Here is a 17692-nt window from a genome sequence, read left to right on the forward strand (position 1 = left end):
ACCGGTGGAAACGCATCAAGGGCTTTCAGCTTCTGGAGCTGGTCGTTAACAACGTCGAGTTCCGGGACGGAGAAGCGGTAGAAGGTCAATCAGACAGGAACGCTGCTTGATGGCTATACACCAGATTTGACGATAACTCCATCAGATCCGTTACCCGCCGGTGTGCTTCCAAGGCTTCCCGCAAGTCCGCCAGCGAGTCGGACGCATAAAGCGAGTCATGCTCCATTTCTTCCTTAAGATCGCTGTCTGTCTGCATCATCACAGTGAAGGCACCGAGTTTGCCTGACCGGGCATCCAGCAATGACTGTTCAAGCTGGCAGGCTTCCTGTTCGGTGATAACACCGGGTTGGCTCTTCTGCATCATGGCCTGTTTCTCCTATTGTTCTCGGCTGGCGGGTTTACTGTTTTACGGCTCGCAGGCGCTGGCCTGTCACCGGTGGTTCAAACTCGATTCCGGCCTGTTCCAGAACCCAGCTTTCTATTTTCGTGTGCCACTGTTTCAGCAGGTCCAAGGGACGCTGGCGGTAGTGTTTTTCAACGGTGGCACTCGGTTTGTGACCTTGAATTTGGGCAACGATACCGGCGGGCACTTCTACCCATTCCGACAAGGTGCCGAAAGACCGCCTCAGACCATGTAGGGTCAGCCCTTCAATGCCTGCCACCTTTAAGGCCCGTGTGTGTTGTGCCCTTGGTTCGACAAGATGCCCGCTCTTTGCCGTGGGACTGGAAAACACCCATTCATTCCGCCGTGGTAGAGAATCGATCAGATAGGCCACATACGGGGTCAAAGGTATTACCCGCTCCCCTTCAACCTTGTCATGGATTGCCAGGCTTCCCCACCGATCATCAACGTCTGACCATTGCAGAGTTGATAACTCTCCCCGCCGGGCACCGGTGAGTAATAGGATTTGCAGGTAAGCAGAAATCACGGGGTTGTGGATTTTTTGGACCGCCGAGAACCAGGCGGGTAACTGTTCCCTTTGCAGGCAATCGACCTTCACCCCTTTACGGGGCAGAGTTTGCTTTGCCAGTCGGTTAGAACAGGCATCGGGGCTTGCCAGCCCCTGAAAGCGGGGCTGATCACCACACCAGTGCAGGAACGCCCGCAGCAGGGCAAACGCCAACCGAGCTTGTGTGGGTCGGTCTTTCGCTTCCCTCTGCAACCATTGCCCCACGGTGTGGCTATCTATGTCCGCCAGCTTTATCGGCAGTAACGGGGTCAATACACCGGGTTGTGTTTTACCCTTCCCTCGTTTGCGAGGTTCGCCACCGGGCTTGCTGATCTTCAGGTGGTCTTTCAGGTGGTGATCACCCCAGCGGGCCTCTCGGGCATCAATGTATTCTGACCAGGCATCACCCACAATGGCATCAGCGCGCTTTGCTTCCTTCTGAGCTTCCCTGACTTCCGCCAGTCGCTGTTTCTTTTCCAGGCGGGGATCTATGCCCTGATCAACCAGGGTACCAAGTCTACGGGCCTCAGCGCGGGCTTCGTCGATCCCCCACGTTTTCACGTCCCCGATAGTCACCCGCAAGGCTTTACCATCTAACCGGTTCTGGTAGATGAATGCTTTGCTCTTCGCGGTGGCGCGAACACCCAACCCCGGCACCGTGGAATCCCAGAGAAAGGCTTGCTTCCCATCAGCACCGGCTTTGAATCCGTCTACCCTGCCCGCGGTTAGGTTTACTTTCACCCCTGTTACCCCTCGAAAACGTGTAAGCAATTTGTAAGCAATATGTAAGCAGATTTCGAGAATACGGGTACATTTCGATCAATGCAACAGAGGACGGAAGTAGTCAACTAATTGTTGATAATAAAGGGTTTTGCTGTATTTTCGGAATAGTCAATCAACATCGGGAAATGTCGATTTTTAGGGATTGAAAATCCCCGTGTCGGTGGTTCGATTCCGCCTCCGGGCACCATAAGATTCAATGACTTAGCCCGCCCTTGTGCGGGCTTTGTTGTTTCTGACGTGCTATTTTTGCTCAACCGGCTTATACGCCCGATACCCCTGTCCGCTTGTCCCCTTCTTCACCGTAAAATACTCGGATCTTTCGACTAACAAATCAGAGAACTTCTTTGCTCCATACGTTCTCGGATCAAAATCCGGGCGGGTGCGCTTCAGGAATGAGCCGGCGGCGGAGAAGGTTGCCCACCCCTGGTCGTCCTGGGTTTGCTCCCAGGCCCGTTTTAGCAGCGCCACTTCCTCGGGAAGCTTGTCCTGTTTCTTACTTGGGGTTTCGGATTTGGCGGGCTCGTCGGGCACGGTTTCTTCCGGGTAATCGAGGTTCTCGGTAAACAGAAAATCGTCGCAGGCGCTTCTGAACGAGACCGGCGTCTTTTTCTCGCCGAATCCAAATACGTATATCTCGGACTCCCTGAGCCGGGAGGCCAGTTTGGTGAAGTCACTGTCGCTGGAAACCAGGGCGAACGCGTCAAACTTGGAGGAGTAGAGCAGGTCCATCGCATCAATGATCATTGATGCATCTGTTGCGTTCTTGCCTTTGGTATAGGCGAATTGCTGAATGGGCTGGATCGCCAGTTCGTTCAGAACGGTTTTCCAGTTTTTGAGGCTGTCTATGGACCAGTCACCATACGCCCGCTTTACAACCACGTGGCCATGGGAAGACAGCTCTTCGATTATCAGTGGCAGCTTGGTCAACTGGGCGTTATCTGCATCGATCAGAACGGCTATTTTCTTGTGCTGTTCAAGGTCCTTCAATGTAATTCTTCCTTTCTTGTTGCCACACACGGGAGAATACCTGCTTTTATCCTCTACTGCTCCATCCGCATAACTGCTGAGATAACAACGCTCGTATTTGCGTCTAATATTCTCTGGAACCAGAATGACTTACATCATCAACACCACTGCCAACAGCACCGTTTTTCGGGGAACTATCCATGCTTCTCTCGTTTATCGCCATTGCAGTCGGCCTCACCCTTCTGGTGTGGAGCGCCGGTAAGTTTGTCGAGGGTTCTGCGGCCACGGCTGGATACTTTGGCATGCCGCCGCTGCTGATCGGCATGGTGGTGGTTGGTTTTGGTACATCAGCACCGGAGATGGTGGTGTCTGCCCTTTCCGCCACTCAGGGCAATCCGGGACTGGCATTGGGTAACGCTTATGGCTCGAACATCACCAACATCGCCCTAATCCTGGGTATTACGGCGTTGATCAGTCCAATTTCGGTTCACTCGCAGGTAATGCGCAAGGAGTTGCCTATTCTCGCCACTGTGACGGCTCTGGCGGCCTGGCAGGTGTGGGACGGTGAGCTGACGTTTGTGGATGCCCTGGTGCTTCTGGGCGTGTTCTTGCTGTTGCTGGCCTGGTCCATCCGCCAGGGTATGACGCAGAAAGCAGATGCTCTGGGCGGGGAAATCGCGGAGGAAATGAGCCACCGAGTTATGCCGCTTCGCAACGCGGTGTTGTGGCTGATTGTTGGCCTGTTGCTGCTGATCGTGAGTTCGCGGATTCTGGTCTGGGGCGCGGTTGAGTTGGCGCTTGGTTTTGGCGTTAGCGACCTGATAATCGGGCTGACGATTGTGGCGGTGGGGACTTCCCTTCCTGAACTGGCGTCGTCGGTTATCGCGGCCCGCAAGGGTGAACATGACATTGCCCTGGGCAACATTCTCGGCTCTAACCTGTTCAATACTCTGGCGGTTGTGGGCATTGCCGGCACCATCAGCCCTATGGTGGTCGCGCCAGAGGTGTTCTACCGGGATATCGCGGTGATGGCGGCGCTGACTCTGTCGCTGTTTATATTGGGTTATGGCTTTCGCGGGCCGGGACGGATTAACCGGTTGGAGGGCGGGCTTCTGCTGGCCTGTTTCGTAAGCTACACCGTCTACCTGATTTCAACCACGTTCTCGTCCTAACCGGAGTCTAGCCAAGCAGACACTCCCGCGAGAGCTTCTGGCTGACTTCCCTGCGCTGTCGCCGCAGGCGGTTGCCCTGATCGTTGGAGTAGCCTGCGCGCAATTGCTTCTGGATACGGTCCAGCTTTTCCCGATACTCCTCACAGCGGGCGTTCTTGCGCTCACGCTCACGGGCTTTCTGCTTGTTGGATAACGTTCGCCCGCCACCGCTGTCCGCTTCCAGGCTACGACTCACCTGCTGGTTGATGGTGCTTACCCGCTTGCCTCGAGTGATGTTCTCCCGCATGGGAATAAGCGAGGGGCGCTTCAACTCCACATGCTCATGTTCACGAGCCACTGGCTTTATGTCGGTAAAGTGCGCAACGCCCTGGTCATCAACCCAGGTGTACATTTTTTCGGCTGTAGCAACAACGGGAATAACGAGAAGTACAATTAGTGCGGCCTGCCTCCATGGCATTGGTTTCCACTCCCTGTGGTTTGTGTGTCGGCCCGGGCATTATAAACAAAACCAACGACGTGTGAGAGGGCCAGGATACTTCCTGACCCACAAATTACGCATCCAGTAGCTCAATCCAGTGCTGAACCGGCACCTGGGCCTTGGTTTCCAGGTGCATCTGGCACCCAATGTTGGCGGTGACAATGCGGTCGGGGTTGTCCACGGTCAGGGCCTTGAGCTTGTTATTCAGCAGGCGCTGGCTGAGCTTGGGCTGGAGAATGGAGTAGGTGCCGGCGGAGCCGCAGCACAGGTGTTTCTCCTTGGTTTCCGCAAGATCAATACCAGCTCTGCGCAACACCTGGTCTACCACACCGTTCTGCTGCATGGCGTGCTGCAGGGTGCATGGGCAATGGAAAGCGACCTTACCGGCACCCTGGGGCACCTTCAGTTTTTCCAGATCCTGTTTGAGCAGGAAAGCGCCCAGGTCAATGGTCATGTCGCTGACCTTCTGCGCCTTGGCGGCATACATCGGGTCATCCTTTAGCAGGTGGCCGTACTCCTGAACCATCGCCCCGCAACCGGAAGCGGTCATGATGATGGCCTCGGCTCCGGCTTCTATGGCGGGCCACCAGGCGTCGATGTTACGGCGCATGGCGTTGAGGGCTTGATCATGTTCCGAGAGGTGATGGTTCACTGCACCACAGCATCCGGCTTCCGGAGCTTCCACCATGGTGACGCCCAGTTTGTAGAGCACCCGGGCGGCAGCGGCGTTGGTGTTCGGCGTGGCCGAAGGCTGAACACAACCGGCAAGGGCCAGCACGATGCGGTCGTGGCTGGCAGCCGGCCAGGGGCTGGCCTTTTTCCTGGGCGGTACTTTGGTGCGCAATACGGATGGCAGTACCGGGCGGAACAGTTGGCCCATGCGCAGCAGGAAGCCGAACAGTCGACGGTTGGGAAGCACCCGCGCCAGCGACCAGCGTATCCAGCGCTCTTTGGGTGGCCGTGGCATTTCCTGTTCCATCAGGCCTCGGCTGATGTCGACCAGGCGGCCGTATTTGACACCCGATGGACAGGTGGTTTCGCAGCTGCGGCAGGTGAGGCAGCGGTCGAGGTGTTCGCGGGATTTTTCGGTGACTTCTTCGCCTTCCAGGAACATTTTCATCAGATAGATGCGGCCACGAGGGCCGTCACGTTCGTCGTTCAGTTCCTGGTACGTTGGGCAGGTGGCGGTGCAGAAGCCGCAATGCACGCAGGCGCGCAGGATGGATTCGGCTTCCTGGCCTTCTGGGGTATTGGCGAATTGTTGGACTAAATTGGTTTGCATCTTATACCTGCTTTCTGAATATTGGTGCACAAGTGAGCGGATAGGGCGTCTCTGAAACACGCTCCTTCGGCACATCCATGTGACGCTTGGACTCCGCCATCCATGGCTCCGTACAGTTTCAAAGACGCCCTATCCGCTCACTTCCCCGGCATCTTCGTAGCCCTCACAGCCACATATCAGATTCCGGACTAAATTATTAAAGCCAGCTGTACAGTCGCCCGGGGTTAAAAATACTGTCGGGATCAAACGACTTTTTCAGCCGTTGCTGGATTTCTTTTAGCGCCCTTGGCTGGTGGTGCATCACTTCATCCGTGCGATCCCCGCCGCGAAACAGGCTTACCTGGCCGCCGGCGCGTTGCGCCATCACTTCCAGTTGAGCAATGTCGGCTTCGCCCCGATACCAGCGCTGGGAGCCGGCCCAGTCGATCAGCCAGTGGCCGTCGAGTTTCGGGGTATCGGCCGTGGAGCCGACGGAGAAGCGCCACAGTGGTTCGTCTCCGGCAAAGAAGTCATGCTGCATGTGTTGTAGCTGTTGCCAGAATGAGTCGCCCTGCTCCATCACCTCACCGGACCACTTTTCGGCAGTGGCCTCGACGGCGGATTTGGCGCCAGCGAGGCGCAGGTACACTTTGCCGTCGACCCAAGCGGCGCCGGTAATGGGCTTGGGTTCTTTGGCGCGGCTGTTCATGTAGTGGATGACTTCGTCCATCGCCATGTCCTGCACCAGGGTGAGGGACATCGCCGGTTTGGGCATGACTTTGAGGCTGATCTCGGTGATCGCTCCCAGTGTGCCCATGGCACCAGCCTGTAGCCGGGAGGTGTCGTAGCCGGCCACGTTTTTCATCACCTGGCCGCCAAAGCGCAGGTGCTCACCTTTGCCGTTGAGCAGGCGGATGCCCAGCACCTGGTCCCGTACCGAGCCGGACCAGGGCCGGGCGGGGCCGGACAGGTTGCACGCGAGTGTGCCACCGAGTGTGGAACCATCACCAAATCTGGGCGGTTCAAAGTGCAGGCACTGGCCTTCTTCAGCCAGGGTGGCTTCGATCTCCGCAAGGGTGGTACCGGCACGCGCGGTCAATATCAGTTCCACAGGATGGTATTCGACGATGCCTGTGTGCTCGCCCATTTTCAGATAGCCGGCATCGGCGTCGGCGGCCCGCCCCATGAAAGCTTTGGTGCCACCGCCTTCGATATTCAGTTTCTGGCCCGCCTTGCGGGCCTGGAGAACCTGCTCCTGCAGCTCTTGAGACAGATCAGCCATGCGCCGCGTCCACCGTGTCGTGCTTGTGTTGTTTGTGCTCGAGAGAGCGGTATTCCTGACAGAAACGCAGGGCGGGGACGCCCTTGCCTGGGTTGAGAATGCCAGCCGGGTCGAAGGCGGCCTTAACGTCGTGGAATTGTTGCAGCTCCTCGTCGTTGAACTGCACGGCCATCTGGCGGATTTTCTCAACGCCAACACCGTGTTCACCGGTGATGCAGCCGCCCACTTCCACGCAAAGATTGAGAATGCTGCTGCCAAACGCTTCAGTGCGCTCAAACTCGCCGGGCACGTTCGCGTCAAACAGGATCAGCGGGTGCAGGTTGCCGTCGCCGGCGTGGAATACGTTGGCTACCCGCAGGCCAAACTCTTCGGACATTCTCTCCATTTCCAGCAGCACGTGCGCCAGATGCCGGCGCGGAATGGTGCCATCCATGCAGTAGTAATCCGGCGAGATACGGCCTACTGCCGGGAAGGCCGATTTACGACCTTTCCAGAGTAGCGCTCTCTCCTCTTCGCTCTGGGAGGTTTTGACCGAGGTGGCGCCCAGCTTGCGGAACACGTCCTCGGCCTGCTCAATGTGTTCATGGACTTCCTCTTCCGTGCCGTCCACCTCACACAACAGCAATGCCTTGGCGTCACGCGGATACCCCGCCTGGGCGAAGTCATCGGCCGCGATAATGGCGTGACCGTCCATCATCTCCAATCCACCAGGGATGATGCCGTGGGAAATAATACCTCCCACGGCATCGCCGGCCTTCTGCACACTGTCGAAACCTGCCATCACCACTTGGGCAATTTCCGGTTTTGGCAGCAGCTTGACCTTCACTTCGGTAACAATACCCAGTAAGCCTTCAGACCCGGTCATCAGCGCCAGCAGGTCCATTCCACAGGCATCCAACGCGTCATTGCCGATGGTCACCCGGTCACCCTCGGCCGTGATCATCTCCACGCTGAGAATGTTATGAACCGTCAAACCGTATTTCAGGCAATGCACACCGCCCGAGTTCTCCGCCACGTTGCCACCAATGGTGCAGGCAATCTGCGACGAAGGATCCGGGCCGTAATAGAGACCAAACTGGGCTACTTCCTCGCTGATCGCCAGGTTACGCACACCCGGTTGCAGTAAGGCTGTTCGCGCCAGCGGATCGATGTCCAGGATGCGGTTGAACTTGGCCAGCGACAACACCACGCCTTCCTTGTGCGGCATGGCACCCGCACTCAGGCCCGTTCCGGCACCACGGGCCACAACGGGCACTTCGTGCTCGTTGCAGATGCGCATCACCCGTTGCACCTGTTCGGCGGTCTCCGGTAGCACCACGAGCATCGGCATCTCGCAGTACATCGACATACCGTCGCATTCATAGGGCTTCATGGTTTCGTCATCGGTAATGACGAAGTCCGGGTCTATGAACGCACGGAACTGTTCCGCCAGCTCCGCTGCGCTGATTTTCGGTTTGCTGTTCATATCATTCTCTGAGCGTGATGGCTTCCTGTGAGACAACCATCAACCGCGTTTGGTTTCAAAATGATCAATCCCGGCCTGGGCACAGTCCATATCCTGCTGAGGCGTACCGGAGCTGATTCCGATACCACCAACAACCTCGCCATCGACCATTACCGGCAGGCCACCACCAACAGAACTGATACGGCCACCCACTTCAGTGTGGATGCCGAATGCCAGCTTTCCGGGTACGTTGACCGCGTTATAGTCGTGAGTAGCCTTTTTCGCTGCCGATGCCGTGAAGGACTTGTCTTGGGCGATGGTCACACTGGTGATCTTACCGCCGTCCATACGCTCAAATGCGATCAAGTTACCGGACTCATCGGTGATGGCGATGCACATGGGCACGCCGATTTCGCGGGCCTTTTCAGCCGCACCTTCGATCAAAATTCTGGCGTCCGCCAGATCAAGCCGCTTAACCGTCAACATAATCCATTACTCCTCTATTTTTAGCCGTAAACCAGATTGGGTAGCCAAGTGACGACACCCGGGATGAGCACACAGATAAACAAACCGAATGCCTGGATGGCCAAGAATACCAGAGACGATTTGAAGATAGTTCCCATTGTGATGTCCGGCGGGCACACGCCCCGAATGTAGAAGAGTGCGTAGCCGAACGGTGGGCTGAGGAACGACATCTGCATGTTCACCAGATAGAGCACGCCAAACCACAACACCACATCCTCACCGGGCACGGCCGGGAAACCCAGCAGGCCGGGGAACTCCAGCGCTTCCACAATCGGGATGAAAATAGGCACGGCCAGCAGCAGGATACCAACCCAGTCAAGGAACATCCCCAACACAACCAGCAGGACCATCAACAGCAGCAGGACGGCGTAGGGTGACAGGCCAATCCCCAGAATCGTTTCGGTAATAAAGTCCTGACCACCCTGCAGAATGTAGAAGCCGACAAACACCGACGCACCGAACATGATCCACAGCACCATGGCGGAAGCCTTGGCAGTGGTTACCGACGCATCGCGCAGTGTGGCGACAGAGAACACCTTGTGTTTCATGGCCACCAGTATCGCCCCGAAGGAGCCAATGCCTGCAGCCTCGACCGGAGTGGCGACACCGCCGAACAGTAAGCCAAGTACCAGGAAGACCAGCACCAGTGGAGCGATCAGGTCTTTCAGCAGCAGGAGTTTTTCCTTGAGGCCAATCCGCTCTTCCTCCGGCACTGGCGGCCCGAGCTCCGGATTGATCCACGCACGGGTACCTACATAAATCACGTACAGGCCAGCCAGAATCAGCCCCGGAATCACCGACCCCAGATACAGCTCACCCACCGACTGCTGCGCTACAACCGCATAAAGGATCGCCAGGATGGACGGCGGAATCAGGATGCCCAATGTGCCCCCGGCCATGATCGAGCCCAACGCAATCTTCTGGTCGTATCCGCGTTTAAGCATCGCCGGTAGTGCAATAATGCCCATGGTCACCACGGCCGCACCAATAACCCCCACCATGGCGGCCAGAATCGTGGAAGCGAGTATGGTGGCAATGGCCAGGCCGCCACCCAGGCCACCCATCCACTTGTAAACCACGTTGAACATCTCTTCGATCAGCCCGGCCCGTTCCAGCATGGAGGCCATGAAGATGAATAGCGGTATCGCTGCCAGGTCCGAGTTGGTCATCATCGGGAAGATCCGGCTGGGGATGATGTTCAGCATCATCGAATCACCCACCAGATAGATAAATGCCACACCCAGGCCACCGGTCACAAAGGCCAGGGGTAACCCCATCATCAACAGCACGGCCAGGGAGCCGAACATGATGTAGGTCAGTGGTCCAATCTTCACATCCGACAGCATGCCGGACAGCTTGAACAGGAATTTTTCGTCGCTCCAGGGGTCGTAAAACAGGATATTGATCACTTCCACCACTACGACAAAAGCGAGAGCAATCGTGGCGACGATCATCAGCCAGGTGCCGAGCTTGCCGATCAGGGAGCCTGTGGCCTGGTTGGTCATGGTTTCTGAGCTCATGCGTGTTGCTCCCGGCCAAGTTTAATGAAGATCGTGATGTCCTTGAGCAGTTTGGACAGGCCCGCCAGGAACAGCAGCGTAGACCCCAGGAGCATGACGCCCTTCACCGGCCAGTACTGAATGCCCCATGTCTCAACGGTTCGTTCGTCCATGGAATAAGAGTTCTCAAGGAAGGTCCAGGAGGTAATCATCAACGCAATCGCGAACATGAAGAAGAACATGGAGGTGAAAATATCCATGCCCACGCGGCCCCGGAGTGGCAGGAAGTTGTAAACCACGTCAACCCGCACATGAGCGCCGTGAAGCAATGCAAACGCACCCGCCATCAGGTACTGCATGCCGAACAGCAGAAAACTGGCTTCGTGTACCCAGATGGTGGGCTGATTGAACAAATAGCGCATCACCACTTCGAAGAAATAGAACACCACCGCGTTCACGGTCCAGAAGGAAATAAAGACACCGGATTTCTCGCTGATCCAGTCCACCGCCTTGGTAAACCCGTTACTCGCATCGCTGTAATCAACGCTTTTTTTCAGTTCCGCTTCAATCTGTTGAAGCTTCTGGTTGGCCTCGGCATTTTTGTCGATGGCTTCGACCCCGCGTTGGGACAACCAACGATCCAGCGCCATCATGATCAGCGGCATGACCGCCAGCCAGCCCCAGTAAAACCAGTGAGGCATTACAAAGCCGAACGCACTCAGGTCAGACATGTTTTATCACCTTTAATCACAGAGCGGGGAAGGCCAGCGAGCGTGCCATCGGCGCACTCCCTGCCTTCCCCGTGATCGGTTTGTTATGGTTATGCAGGCTTACATGCCTTTGATGTCTTCCTCGTTGAGGTAGCCAACAGTCTCGTTCATCATGTATTCAAGCTGGATATCCAGAATCGCCCTGGCATCCTCGTTCTTGCCGGCCCAGTTGAACCAGATCGGGATGGCAGCCTTCCGGAACTCCTCCAGGTCTTCCTGGCTCAGACGAGTCACCTTCGAACCATCTGCCTTGAACTTCTTCATCGCTTCAATATTGCGCTTTTGAATAGTCAGGTAGTGCTTCTGGGAGTAGATGCGAACCTCGTCCTCAACCAATTGCTGAAGCTCCGGATCCAACGCATTCCAGGCACGCAGGTTGACGGTCAGGTCCATCAGATCCACCGGCTGGTAGATGGACATAACGCCAGGAGGCCCGAACATGATGTAGTCGGTCACCTGGGAGAAGCCCAGCTCGTAGTTCACGGCAGGGCCGACGTAATCAGCGGCATCAATAGTGCCCTTCTCCAGAGCGGGGAAAATATCCGAACCGGGCAGGCTCACCGTAGACACACCAAACTGCTGGAATACCTCGGCGACCATGCCGCCAGGCACACGCATTTTCATGCCTTCCATGTCCGCCAGGCTGTTAACCGGCTTTTTCGAGTGAATGATGTTGGCGTCGTGCTGAATCGGGCCAACGTAAAATAAACCGAACTTCTTGTAGATCTCACGGGTCTTTTCCAGCATACCCATGGAATAGAACATGATGTCCCACTGGTGGGGCTGGTCGGGACCGGCGGGGTATGACGACAGGAAAACGGAGGCCGGAATTTTTCCGGACCAATACAGGGTGAAGGGGTTCATGCCCTGCAGAACGCCGTTGCGCACCGCCTCGAAAAGGGCGTTGTTATCCGCGGCAACCGACTTGGCCGGGTAGGGCTTGATGATCAGCTCGCCGCCGGATTTCTCCTCCATGCTATTAGCCCATTCCTCGAACAGGTCATAGCCTACGGTGCCGGCATCCCATACTGACTGAATTTTCCAGGTGGTGGCCGCCTGGGCCTGGCCGACACCCGCAAGCGCGACACCGCAGAAGGCAGCGGCAAGGGCGACTGACTTCAGGAAACCCCGCCGCGGGGCAACGTTTCCGGCCTGCGTATCTGGAGCGCTTAATTGCTCGCTGTTCTCGTTGGTATTCATCGACACATCTCCGTTGACATTGTTTTTATCGGGGTCAGGTCAACACCAGCAACCGCTGGTATTAGATCGATATTCGTAGTCCTGCCGGGTTTAGTCCAGAAGATTGCCAACTGGTCAGACCAGTTTTGTAAATACCAGATAGACGAAAACGCTGTTATGAGCCATATTTACTGGTCCCGAAAGGGATTCTTCAATTCAAGGCACGACAAAAACAACTGGTCCGACCAGTGACTCCTGGCAGGAAACATCATGGCAATCGCACAGGAAATTTCCTATCGACTCGAGCGGCTCATTCTCGACGGCGGACTGGCGCCGGAACAGAAAATGCCGTCGGAACGACAACTGGCTACCCGGCTTGGTGTGTCTCGGGCAATCATCCGTGAAGCCCTGCACGAACTGCAGGGGCGGGGCGTGATTGAAACCCGGCATGGCAAGGGGTCTTTCGTGGCTCGCATCGTGCCCGGCAATGAAAATGAGGGCGAGGACAGCCCGTTATTGCAGATGTTTACCGGCCACCCCCGAACCCTGTACGACCTGCTCGAGGTACGGGAACAACTGGAGGGCCAGGCCGCCTACCTGGCCGCGCAACGGGCCACCGCATTGGACCTTCATCGCATTACCAAGGCCTACTCCGCACTTGAACAGACCGATCCACTCACCAACGCCCGGCCGGACCACAGTTTCCATCAGGCCATCGTGGAAGCGTCCCACAATCCGGTACTGGTGCATGTTCTGAATGGCTTGAAGAACCTCATGCTGTTGACCGTGGAAGCCTCCGTTGCCAACCTGAATCCGCGCGAGGAAATGCGCAACAAGATCTCCCGGCAGCACAAGCGAATCTACCAGGCGGTGATGGCAGGAAAGCCTGAAGCGGCAAAACGCATCGCCATGGCCCACGTGCGTTTTGTCAGTGACGCCATGCGTACGATCGAGCAACAGGGAACGGCCATTATCCGGGTCTCCCTGCACGCATCGGCAACACCGGATAATCCATCACAACGGACCTAAACGGCAAAAAGCTTGCATCGAACGTTCAATAATCCACAATTAATAGGCGGTATGTGTGGTGAAAAACGGCAAAACCCCGCTTTAGGGGATTGATTTCCGCATCTACAGCCCGTAAAACTTGCGCCTTTGTTATATAGCCTCGGGAGCCACCTATGGCGGATTCAGCGCCTCTGATCTGCAAGGACATCCACAAGACCTTTGATCAACTGGAAGTCCTCAAGGGCATTTCACTGGAAACAAAAAAAGGGGATGTCGTTTCCCTGATCGGCAGCTCCGGCTCAGGTAAAAGTACGTTTCTGCGCTGCGTCAACATGCTCGAAACACCCACCTCCGGCGACATCATCGTGCATGGCGACCCGATTCGGTTCACCACCAATCGCAAAGGCGAACGAATTCCCGCGGACAACAAGCAGGTTGAACTGATTCGCGCCCGGCTTTCCATGGTCTTCCAAAGCTTCAATCTCTGGTCCCACATGACCGTTCTGGAAAACATCATTGAAGCTCCTATTCACGTGCTCAAGGTGCCCAGGAAAGAAGCCATTGAAAGGGCCGAAGCATACCTTGAGAAGGTCGGCATCTATGAGCGCAAGGACTACTACCCCGCCCAGATGTCAGGCGGGCAGCAGCAGCGTGCGGCCATTGCCCGTGCCCTGGCCATGGAGCCGGAAGTGATGCTGTTCGACGAACCCACTTCCGCTCTGGACCCCGAGCTCGTTGGCGAAGTCTTGAAGGTCATGCAGAACCTCGCGGAAGAAGGCAGAACCATGATCGTGGTAACCCACGAGATGTCGTTTGCGCGGGATGTGTCATCCCAGGTCCTGTTTTTGCATCAGGGCGTGATTGAGGAGCAAGGCACACCGGACAAGGTCTTCGACAATCCGGACTCGGAACGAATGAAGCAGTTCCTGGCTCCCAAGTTCTGACGTGCAATGCTATCTTGAAACCATGTTTCATTATCGGGGCATATATCCGCCCCGGAAGAAAACGCCAAAACCAGCAAAATAAGGCAAATCATTGCCGATAATAATGCCCACAAGGCTGACTACTGGAGAAGTGACTCATGAGAAAACTGATTGTTGCAGCAAGCGTCGCCCTAGCCATGATGGCCGGTATCGCCCACGCCCAGGAACGTAACCTTCGTATCGCCTTCGACGTGCCCTACGAGCCGTTCGAATACAAGGATGAAAACGGCGAGCTGACCGGTTTCGAGGTGGAACTGGCCGAAGCCATGTGTGAAGAGATGAACGCCAACTGCGAATTCGTCATCCAGGCATGGGACGGTATGATTCCGGGCCTGCTGGCACGCAAGTTCGACCTGATCATGTCTTCCATGTCCATTACGCCCGAGCGTGCTGAGCGTGTACTGTTCTCCGAGCCGTACTACAACACTCCGGGTGGCTGGTTCGGCCCCGAGAGCTTCAACACCGACGTAACCGACATGGCCGCCATGGAAGGAATGACCGTTGGCGTACAGCGCGGTACCACCATGGATACCTTTGTGACCGAAGAAATGGGTGGCGTTGTGACCATCAAGCGCTACACCACCGCTGACGACATGGTCCTTGACCTGGAAGGCCAGCGCCTGGACGTGGTCTTTGTGGACTACCCGGTTGGCGAGCAGACCGTCCTGAGCAAGGATGGCTTCAAGGAAGTTGGCGAGCCGGTCAAACTCGGTCAGGGCGTGGGCGTTGCTATGCGCAAGCGTGACGAGGAACTGGCGCAGGAAGTAAACGAGGCGCTTGCCACCTTAAAGGAAGATGGTACCTACAACACCATCATGGATAAGTACTTCGCTTACGACATCAAGATGTAAAACTGGCCCGGGGGCGGCTGCTTTGGCTGCCCCCGCTTACCGGATGTACCCATGATTGACTTGAAAGGCTACGGCCCGGCCCTGCTGGAAGGGGCTGTGGTCACCATTGAACTGGCCTTCTTTTCCCTTGCTCTCGCGCTGGTTCTGGGGCTGGTTGGCGCTTCCGCCAAGCTGTCCAAAAGCCGTGTAGCCATTGGGATTGCGACCACCTACACCACTCTGGTCCGCGGCGTACCGGATCTGGTCATGATGCTGCTGTTTTACTACGGTGGTCAGGTCGCTGTGAACAACCTGTCGGATTATCTCTACGACGCCTACGACATAGACTTCTTCTTCCAGTTTGACCCCTTTATCTCTGGCGTCATCACCATTGGTCTGATTTTTGGTGCCTACATGGCGGAGACATTCCGTGGTGCCTTTCTCGCAGTGGAGAGCGGACAGATTGAAGCGGCCCGCGCCTATGGCTTCAGCCAATGGCGTACCTTTCACCGAATCATCTTGCCGCAAATGCTGCGCCACGCCCTTCCCGGCATCGGCAACAACTGGCAGGTACTGTTAAAAACCACCGCACTGGTATCCATCATCGGCTTGACCGATATGGTGCGCGTCGCTGAAGAAGCCGCCAAGGCCGAACGCATGCCGTTCCATTTCTTTATTCCGGTGGCGTTTGTCTACCTCAGCCTGACAGCCGGTTCCGAGCTGTTTATCAAGTGGCTCAACAAGCGCGCCAATGTTGGCGTGGTACAGGGGAGCTGAACCATGCCTGAATTTCTTGCTGAACTACTAAATCAGAACGATATCTTCACTGGCCCCACGATCATGGAATACTGGGGCGGGCTGGTCACCACCGTTCAACTGGTTTTTCTGTCACTGATCCTGGGCCTGCTGGTTGCCGTTCCCCTGGCGATCATGCGCACTTCGAAGAACCCACTGATCAACGGCCCTGTCTGGTTCTATACCTATATTTTCCGGGGCACACCGTTGTTGATCCAGCTGTACATCATTTACTACGGCCTGGCTCAGATAGAGGGTATCCAGCAAACCTTCTGGTGGGACATCTTCCGTGAAGCCTTCTACCCGGCCCTGCTGGCCTTCACCCTGAACACCGCGGCCTACACCACGGAGATCATCCGGGGGGCCATTGTGGCCACACCCAGTGGGGAGATTGAGGCGGCAAAGGCCTATGGCATGAGCTGGGCACTGCGGATGCGCCGGATTATCCTGCCGAGCGCGGCGAGGCGGGGTGTGCAGGCGTACTCCAACGAAGTCATTTTCATGCTTCACGCCAGTGCCATTGCCAGCGTGGTGACTCTGGTGGACCTGACCGGGGCGGCGCGGAACATTTATTCCCGATTCTACGCCCCCTTTGATGCCTTTATCTTTGTGGCGCTGCTCTACATGGCTTTGACGTTCATGTTGGTATTCGCCTTCCGCAAGCTGGAAAACTATCTGTTGCAACATCAACGGCCGGTGAGTGGCTGACAAATCCATAGTGCAGGGAAGTCCGGAGCGCAGGTGAAATGATATTTGGTCCTGGCCTTGATTGGCTTTCTCACACGCTCACACGAACAGAGCACGCAACATCTGAAAAGATTGTTGTTCTGGAAGACGGCACGGGGTTGCAGCTGCAGGACTCAGGGCTCCTCTATCTGGAACCCCCTGCTGGCCGCCCCAACCCCAACCATGAATCGCTGATTGTTTCCGCTGGCATCCATGGTAATGAAACCGCCCCCATTGAGGTTCTGAATCATCTATTGAATGAACTGATCGATGGCCAATGGCAACTGGCCTGCCCGGCACTGTTGATTCTTGGCAACCCAAAAGCAATGGATGCTGGCCAGCGCTTTATTGACGTGAACCTCAACCGCCTGTTCGGTGGCGCCCACCGTAAACCGGAATACCGGAAACTTCCCGAGGCGGAAAGAGCCCGGTTGCTGGAGGACGCCTGCAGGGCCTTCGCCACCAGGCACTCTGCCAATGTGTGCCACTACGACCTGCACACCGCCATTCGCCCGTCATTGCGGGAGAAGTTCGCACTCTATCCGTTTGTTGAGGGAAGGGACATTCCGGATGGGCAGATTGATTTCCTGCTGGAGGCGGAAGTAGAAACCTTGCTATTGCAGCACCGTGAAGGCACCACCTTTGCCTCGTTTTCCTCGTCCAAACTGGGGGCCGAGAGTTTTACTGTGGAACTTGGCAAGGTACGGCCTTTCGGGCAGAACGACCTCAGCCGCTTCACGGGCATAGCCAATGCCCTGCGGCGACGACTGAAAGGCGAAGAGCCGCCAAAAAGGGACAAGGGAGCAGCACCCATAACGGTGTTTGAAGTCGTGCACGAAATCCTGAACACCGGCGACAGCTTCCAATTCCACGTGCCAGACAACGTCGCCAACTTCACCATGTACGACCCGGGCACGGTCATCTGGGAAGACAATAACACCCGCTACACGGTAGACGACGCACCCGAAGGCATAGTGTTCCCGAACCGCGACGTACCCGTTGGCCAGCGTGTGGGCCTGATGATCAGGCCCACACGCTAGC

The 17692-nt window shown here is 56.4% G+C and carries 18 protein-coding genes; 7 read left to right on the forward strand and 11 right to left on the reverse strand.

The window, feature by feature from the left end; translation table 11 throughout:
* Positions 1-85 precede the first annotated feature (85 nt).
* The 3 genes from AC13D2_RS07870 to AC13D2_RS07880 all read right to left on the reverse strand — a co-directional run bounded on the left by AC13D2_RS07870 (position 86) and on the right by AC13D2_RS07880 (position 2720).
* The gene (locus AC13D2_RS07870) at positions 86-364 is read right to left on the reverse strand and encodes a hypothetical protein (RefSeq protein ID WP_300500604.1); all 279 of its coding nucleotides are present in this window, start codon (positions 362-364) and stop codon (positions 86-88) included.
* A 34-nt stretch (positions 365-398) separates the two neighbouring features.
* Positions 399-1691 carry a tyrosine-type recombinase/integrase gene (locus AC13D2_RS07875; protein WP_482938442.1) on the reverse strand — a complete coding sequence of 431 codons (1293 nt, stop codon included), beginning with the start codon at positions 1689-1691 and terminating at the stop codon, positions 399-401.
* A gap of 282 nt (positions 1692-1973) precedes the next feature.
* Positions 1974-2720: an NYN domain-containing protein gene (locus AC13D2_RS07880; protein WP_041333893.1), complete on the reverse strand. Its 747-nt coding sequence runs from the start codon at positions 2718-2720 to the stop codon at positions 1974-1976.
* A gap of 179 nt (positions 2721-2899) precedes the next feature.
* On the opposite strand from AC13D2_RS07880, the gene AC13D2_RS07885 reads away from it, so the two are divergent.
* Complete coding sequence (locus AC13D2_RS07885) at positions 2900-3871, forward strand: calcium/sodium antiporter (protein WP_300495461.1); 972 nt, start codon at positions 2900-2902, stop codon at positions 3869-3871.
* A gap of 7 nt (positions 3872-3878) precedes the next feature.
* Here the strand turns inward: AC13D2_RS07885 and AC13D2_RS07890 are convergent, their stop codons facing one another.
* The 8 genes from AC13D2_RS07890 to dctP form a co-directional block, all read right to left on the reverse strand.
* Positions 3879-4328 carry a DUF4124 domain-containing protein gene (locus tag AC13D2_RS07890; protein ID WP_300495464.1) on the reverse strand — a complete coding sequence of 150 codons (450 nt, stop codon included), beginning with the start codon at positions 4326-4328 and terminating at the stop codon, positions 3879-3881.
* A gap of 94 nt (positions 4329-4422) precedes the next feature.
* Entirely contained in the window at positions 4423-5631 is a 1209-nt protein-coding gene (gene glcF, locus AC13D2_RS07895; protein ID WP_300495467.1) for a glycolate oxidase subunit GlcF, read from the reverse strand.
* Positions 5632-5827: 196 nt separating this feature from the next.
* Positions 5828-6892 carry a glycolate oxidase subunit GlcE gene (gene glcE, locus AC13D2_RS07900; RefSeq protein WP_482938443.1) on the reverse strand — a complete coding sequence of 355 codons (1065 nt, stop codon included), beginning with the start codon at positions 6890-6892 and terminating at the stop codon, positions 5828-5830.
* Complete coding sequence (locus AC13D2_RS07905; RefSeq protein WP_292050220.1) at positions 6885-8357, reverse strand: FAD-linked oxidase C-terminal domain-containing protein; 1473 nt, start codon at positions 8355-8357, stop codon at positions 6885-6887. Before AC13D2_RS07905 ends, glcE begins: the two co-directional genes overlap by 8 nt.
* Positions 8358-8396: 39 nt before the next feature.
* Positions 8397-8822, reverse strand: coding sequence for a GlcG/HbpS family heme-binding protein (locus AC13D2_RS07910; RefSeq protein ID WP_007153417.1), 426 nt, complete (start codon positions 8820-8822; stop codon positions 8397-8399).
* A gap of 20 nt (positions 8823-8842) precedes the next feature.
* Positions 8843-10381: a TRAP transporter large permease gene (locus AC13D2_RS07915; protein WP_300495477.1), complete on the reverse strand. Its 1539-nt coding sequence runs from the start codon at positions 10379-10381 to the stop codon at positions 8843-8845.
* Positions 10378-11091 (reverse strand): TRAP transporter small permease subunit, encoded by a 714-nt coding sequence (locus tag AC13D2_RS07920; protein ID WP_007153419.1) that lies wholly within the window; start codon positions 11089-11091, stop codon positions 10378-10380. Before AC13D2_RS07920 ends, AC13D2_RS07915 begins: the two co-directional genes overlap by 4 nt.
* A gap of 99 nt (positions 11092-11190) precedes the next feature.
* Positions 11191-12330: a TRAP transporter substrate-binding protein DctP gene (dctP, locus tag AC13D2_RS07925; RefSeq protein WP_041333885.1), complete on the reverse strand. Its 1140-nt coding sequence runs from the start codon at positions 12328-12330 to the stop codon at positions 11191-11193.
* A gap of 249 nt (positions 12331-12579) precedes the next feature.
* On the opposite strand from dctP, the gene AC13D2_RS07930 reads away from it, so the two are divergent.
* From AC13D2_RS07930 to astE, 6 genes are all read left to right on the forward strand, one after another.
* A complete protein-coding gene (locus AC13D2_RS07930; protein ID WP_041333883.1) occupies positions 12580-13338 on the forward strand; it encodes an FCD domain-containing protein in 759 nt (252 codons plus the stop codon).
* Between the two features lie 152 nt (positions 13339-13490).
* Positions 13491-14261 (forward strand): ABC transporter ATP-binding protein, encoded by a 771-nt coding sequence (locus tag AC13D2_RS07935; protein ID WP_041333880.1) that lies wholly within the window; start codon positions 13491-13493, stop codon positions 14259-14261.
* A gap of 137 nt (positions 14262-14398) precedes the next feature.
* Positions 14399-15151, forward strand: coding sequence for a transporter substrate-binding domain-containing protein (locus tag AC13D2_RS07940; protein ID WP_292050223.1), 753 nt, complete (start codon positions 14399-14401; stop codon positions 15149-15151).
* A gap of 51 nt (positions 15152-15202) precedes the next feature.
* Complete coding sequence (locus AC13D2_RS07945) at positions 15203-15907, forward strand: ABC transporter permease (protein ID WP_482938444.1); 705 nt, start codon at positions 15203-15205, stop codon at positions 15905-15907.
* Positions 15908-15910: 3 nt separating this feature from the next.
* Entirely contained in the window at positions 15911-16633 is a 723-nt protein-coding gene (locus tag AC13D2_RS07950) for an ABC transporter permease (protein ID WP_041333874.1), read from the forward strand.
* 38 nt (positions 16634-16671) lie between these two features.
* A complete protein-coding gene (gene astE, locus AC13D2_RS07955; protein WP_482938445.1) occupies positions 16672-17691 on the forward strand; it encodes a succinylglutamate desuccinylase in 1020 nt (339 codons plus the stop codon).
* Position 17692: the final 1 nt, after the last annotated feature.

It is taken from the genome of Marinobacter sp. B-12, assembly GCF_056857915.1.

Coding starts and splice junctions, on each gene's coding strand:
- AC13D2_RS07870 (WP_300500604.1), bottom strand. CDS start 364: ATGATGCAGAAGAGCCAACCCGGTGTTATCACCGAACAGGAAGCCTGC.
- AC13D2_RS07885 (WP_300495461.1), top strand. CDS start 2,900: ATGCTTCTCTCGTTTATCGCCATTGCAGTCGGCCTCACCCTTCTGGTG.
- AC13D2_RS07890 (WP_300495464.1), bottom strand. CDS start 4,328: ATGCCATGGAGGCAGGCCGCACTAATTGTACTTCTCGTTATTCCCGTT.
- glcF (WP_300495467.1), bottom strand. CDS start 5,631: ATGCAAACCAATTTAGTCCAACAATTCGCCAATACCCCAGAAGGCCAG.
- glcE (WP_482938443.1), bottom strand. CDS start 6,892: ATGGCTGATCTGTCTCAAGAGCTGCAGGAGCAGGTTCTCCAGGCCCGC.
- AC13D2_RS07905 (WP_292050220.1), bottom strand. CDS start 8,357: ATGAACAGCAAACCGAAAATCAGCGCAGCGGAGCTGGCGGAACAGTTC.
- AC13D2_RS07910 (WP_007153417.1), bottom strand. CDS start 8,822: ATGTTGACGGTTAAGCGGCTTGATCTGGCGGACGCCAGAATTTTGATC.
- AC13D2_RS07915 (WP_300495477.1), bottom strand. CDS start 10,381: ATGAGCTCAGAAACCATGACCAACCAGGCCACAGGCTCCCTGATCGGC.
- AC13D2_RS07920 (WP_007153419.1), bottom strand. CDS start 11,091: ATGTCTGACCTGAGTGCGTTCGGCTTTGTAATGCCTCACTGGTTTTAC.
- dctP (WP_041333885.1), bottom strand. CDS start 12,330: ATGAATACCAACGAGAACAGCGAGCAATTAAGCGCTCCAGATACGCAG.
- AC13D2_RS07930 (WP_041333883.1), top strand. CDS start 12,580: ATGGCAATCGCACAGGAAATTTCCTATCGACTCGAGCGGCTCATTCTC.
- AC13D2_RS07935 (WP_041333880.1), top strand. CDS start 13,491: ATGGCGGATTCAGCGCCTCTGATCTGCAAGGACATCCACAAGACCTTT.
- AC13D2_RS07940 (WP_292050223.1), top strand. CDS start 14,399: ATGAGAAAACTGATTGTTGCAGCAAGCGTCGCCCTAGCCATGATGGCC.
- AC13D2_RS07945 (WP_482938444.1), top strand. CDS start 15,203: ATGATTGACTTGAAAGGCTACGGCCCGGCCCTGCTGGAAGGGGCTGTG.
- AC13D2_RS07950 (WP_041333874.1), top strand. CDS start 15,911: ATGCCTGAATTTCTTGCTGAACTACTAAATCAGAACGATATCTTCACT.
- astE (WP_482938445.1), top strand. CDS start 16,672: ATGATATTTGGTCCTGGCCTTGATTGGCTTTCTCACACGCTCACACGA.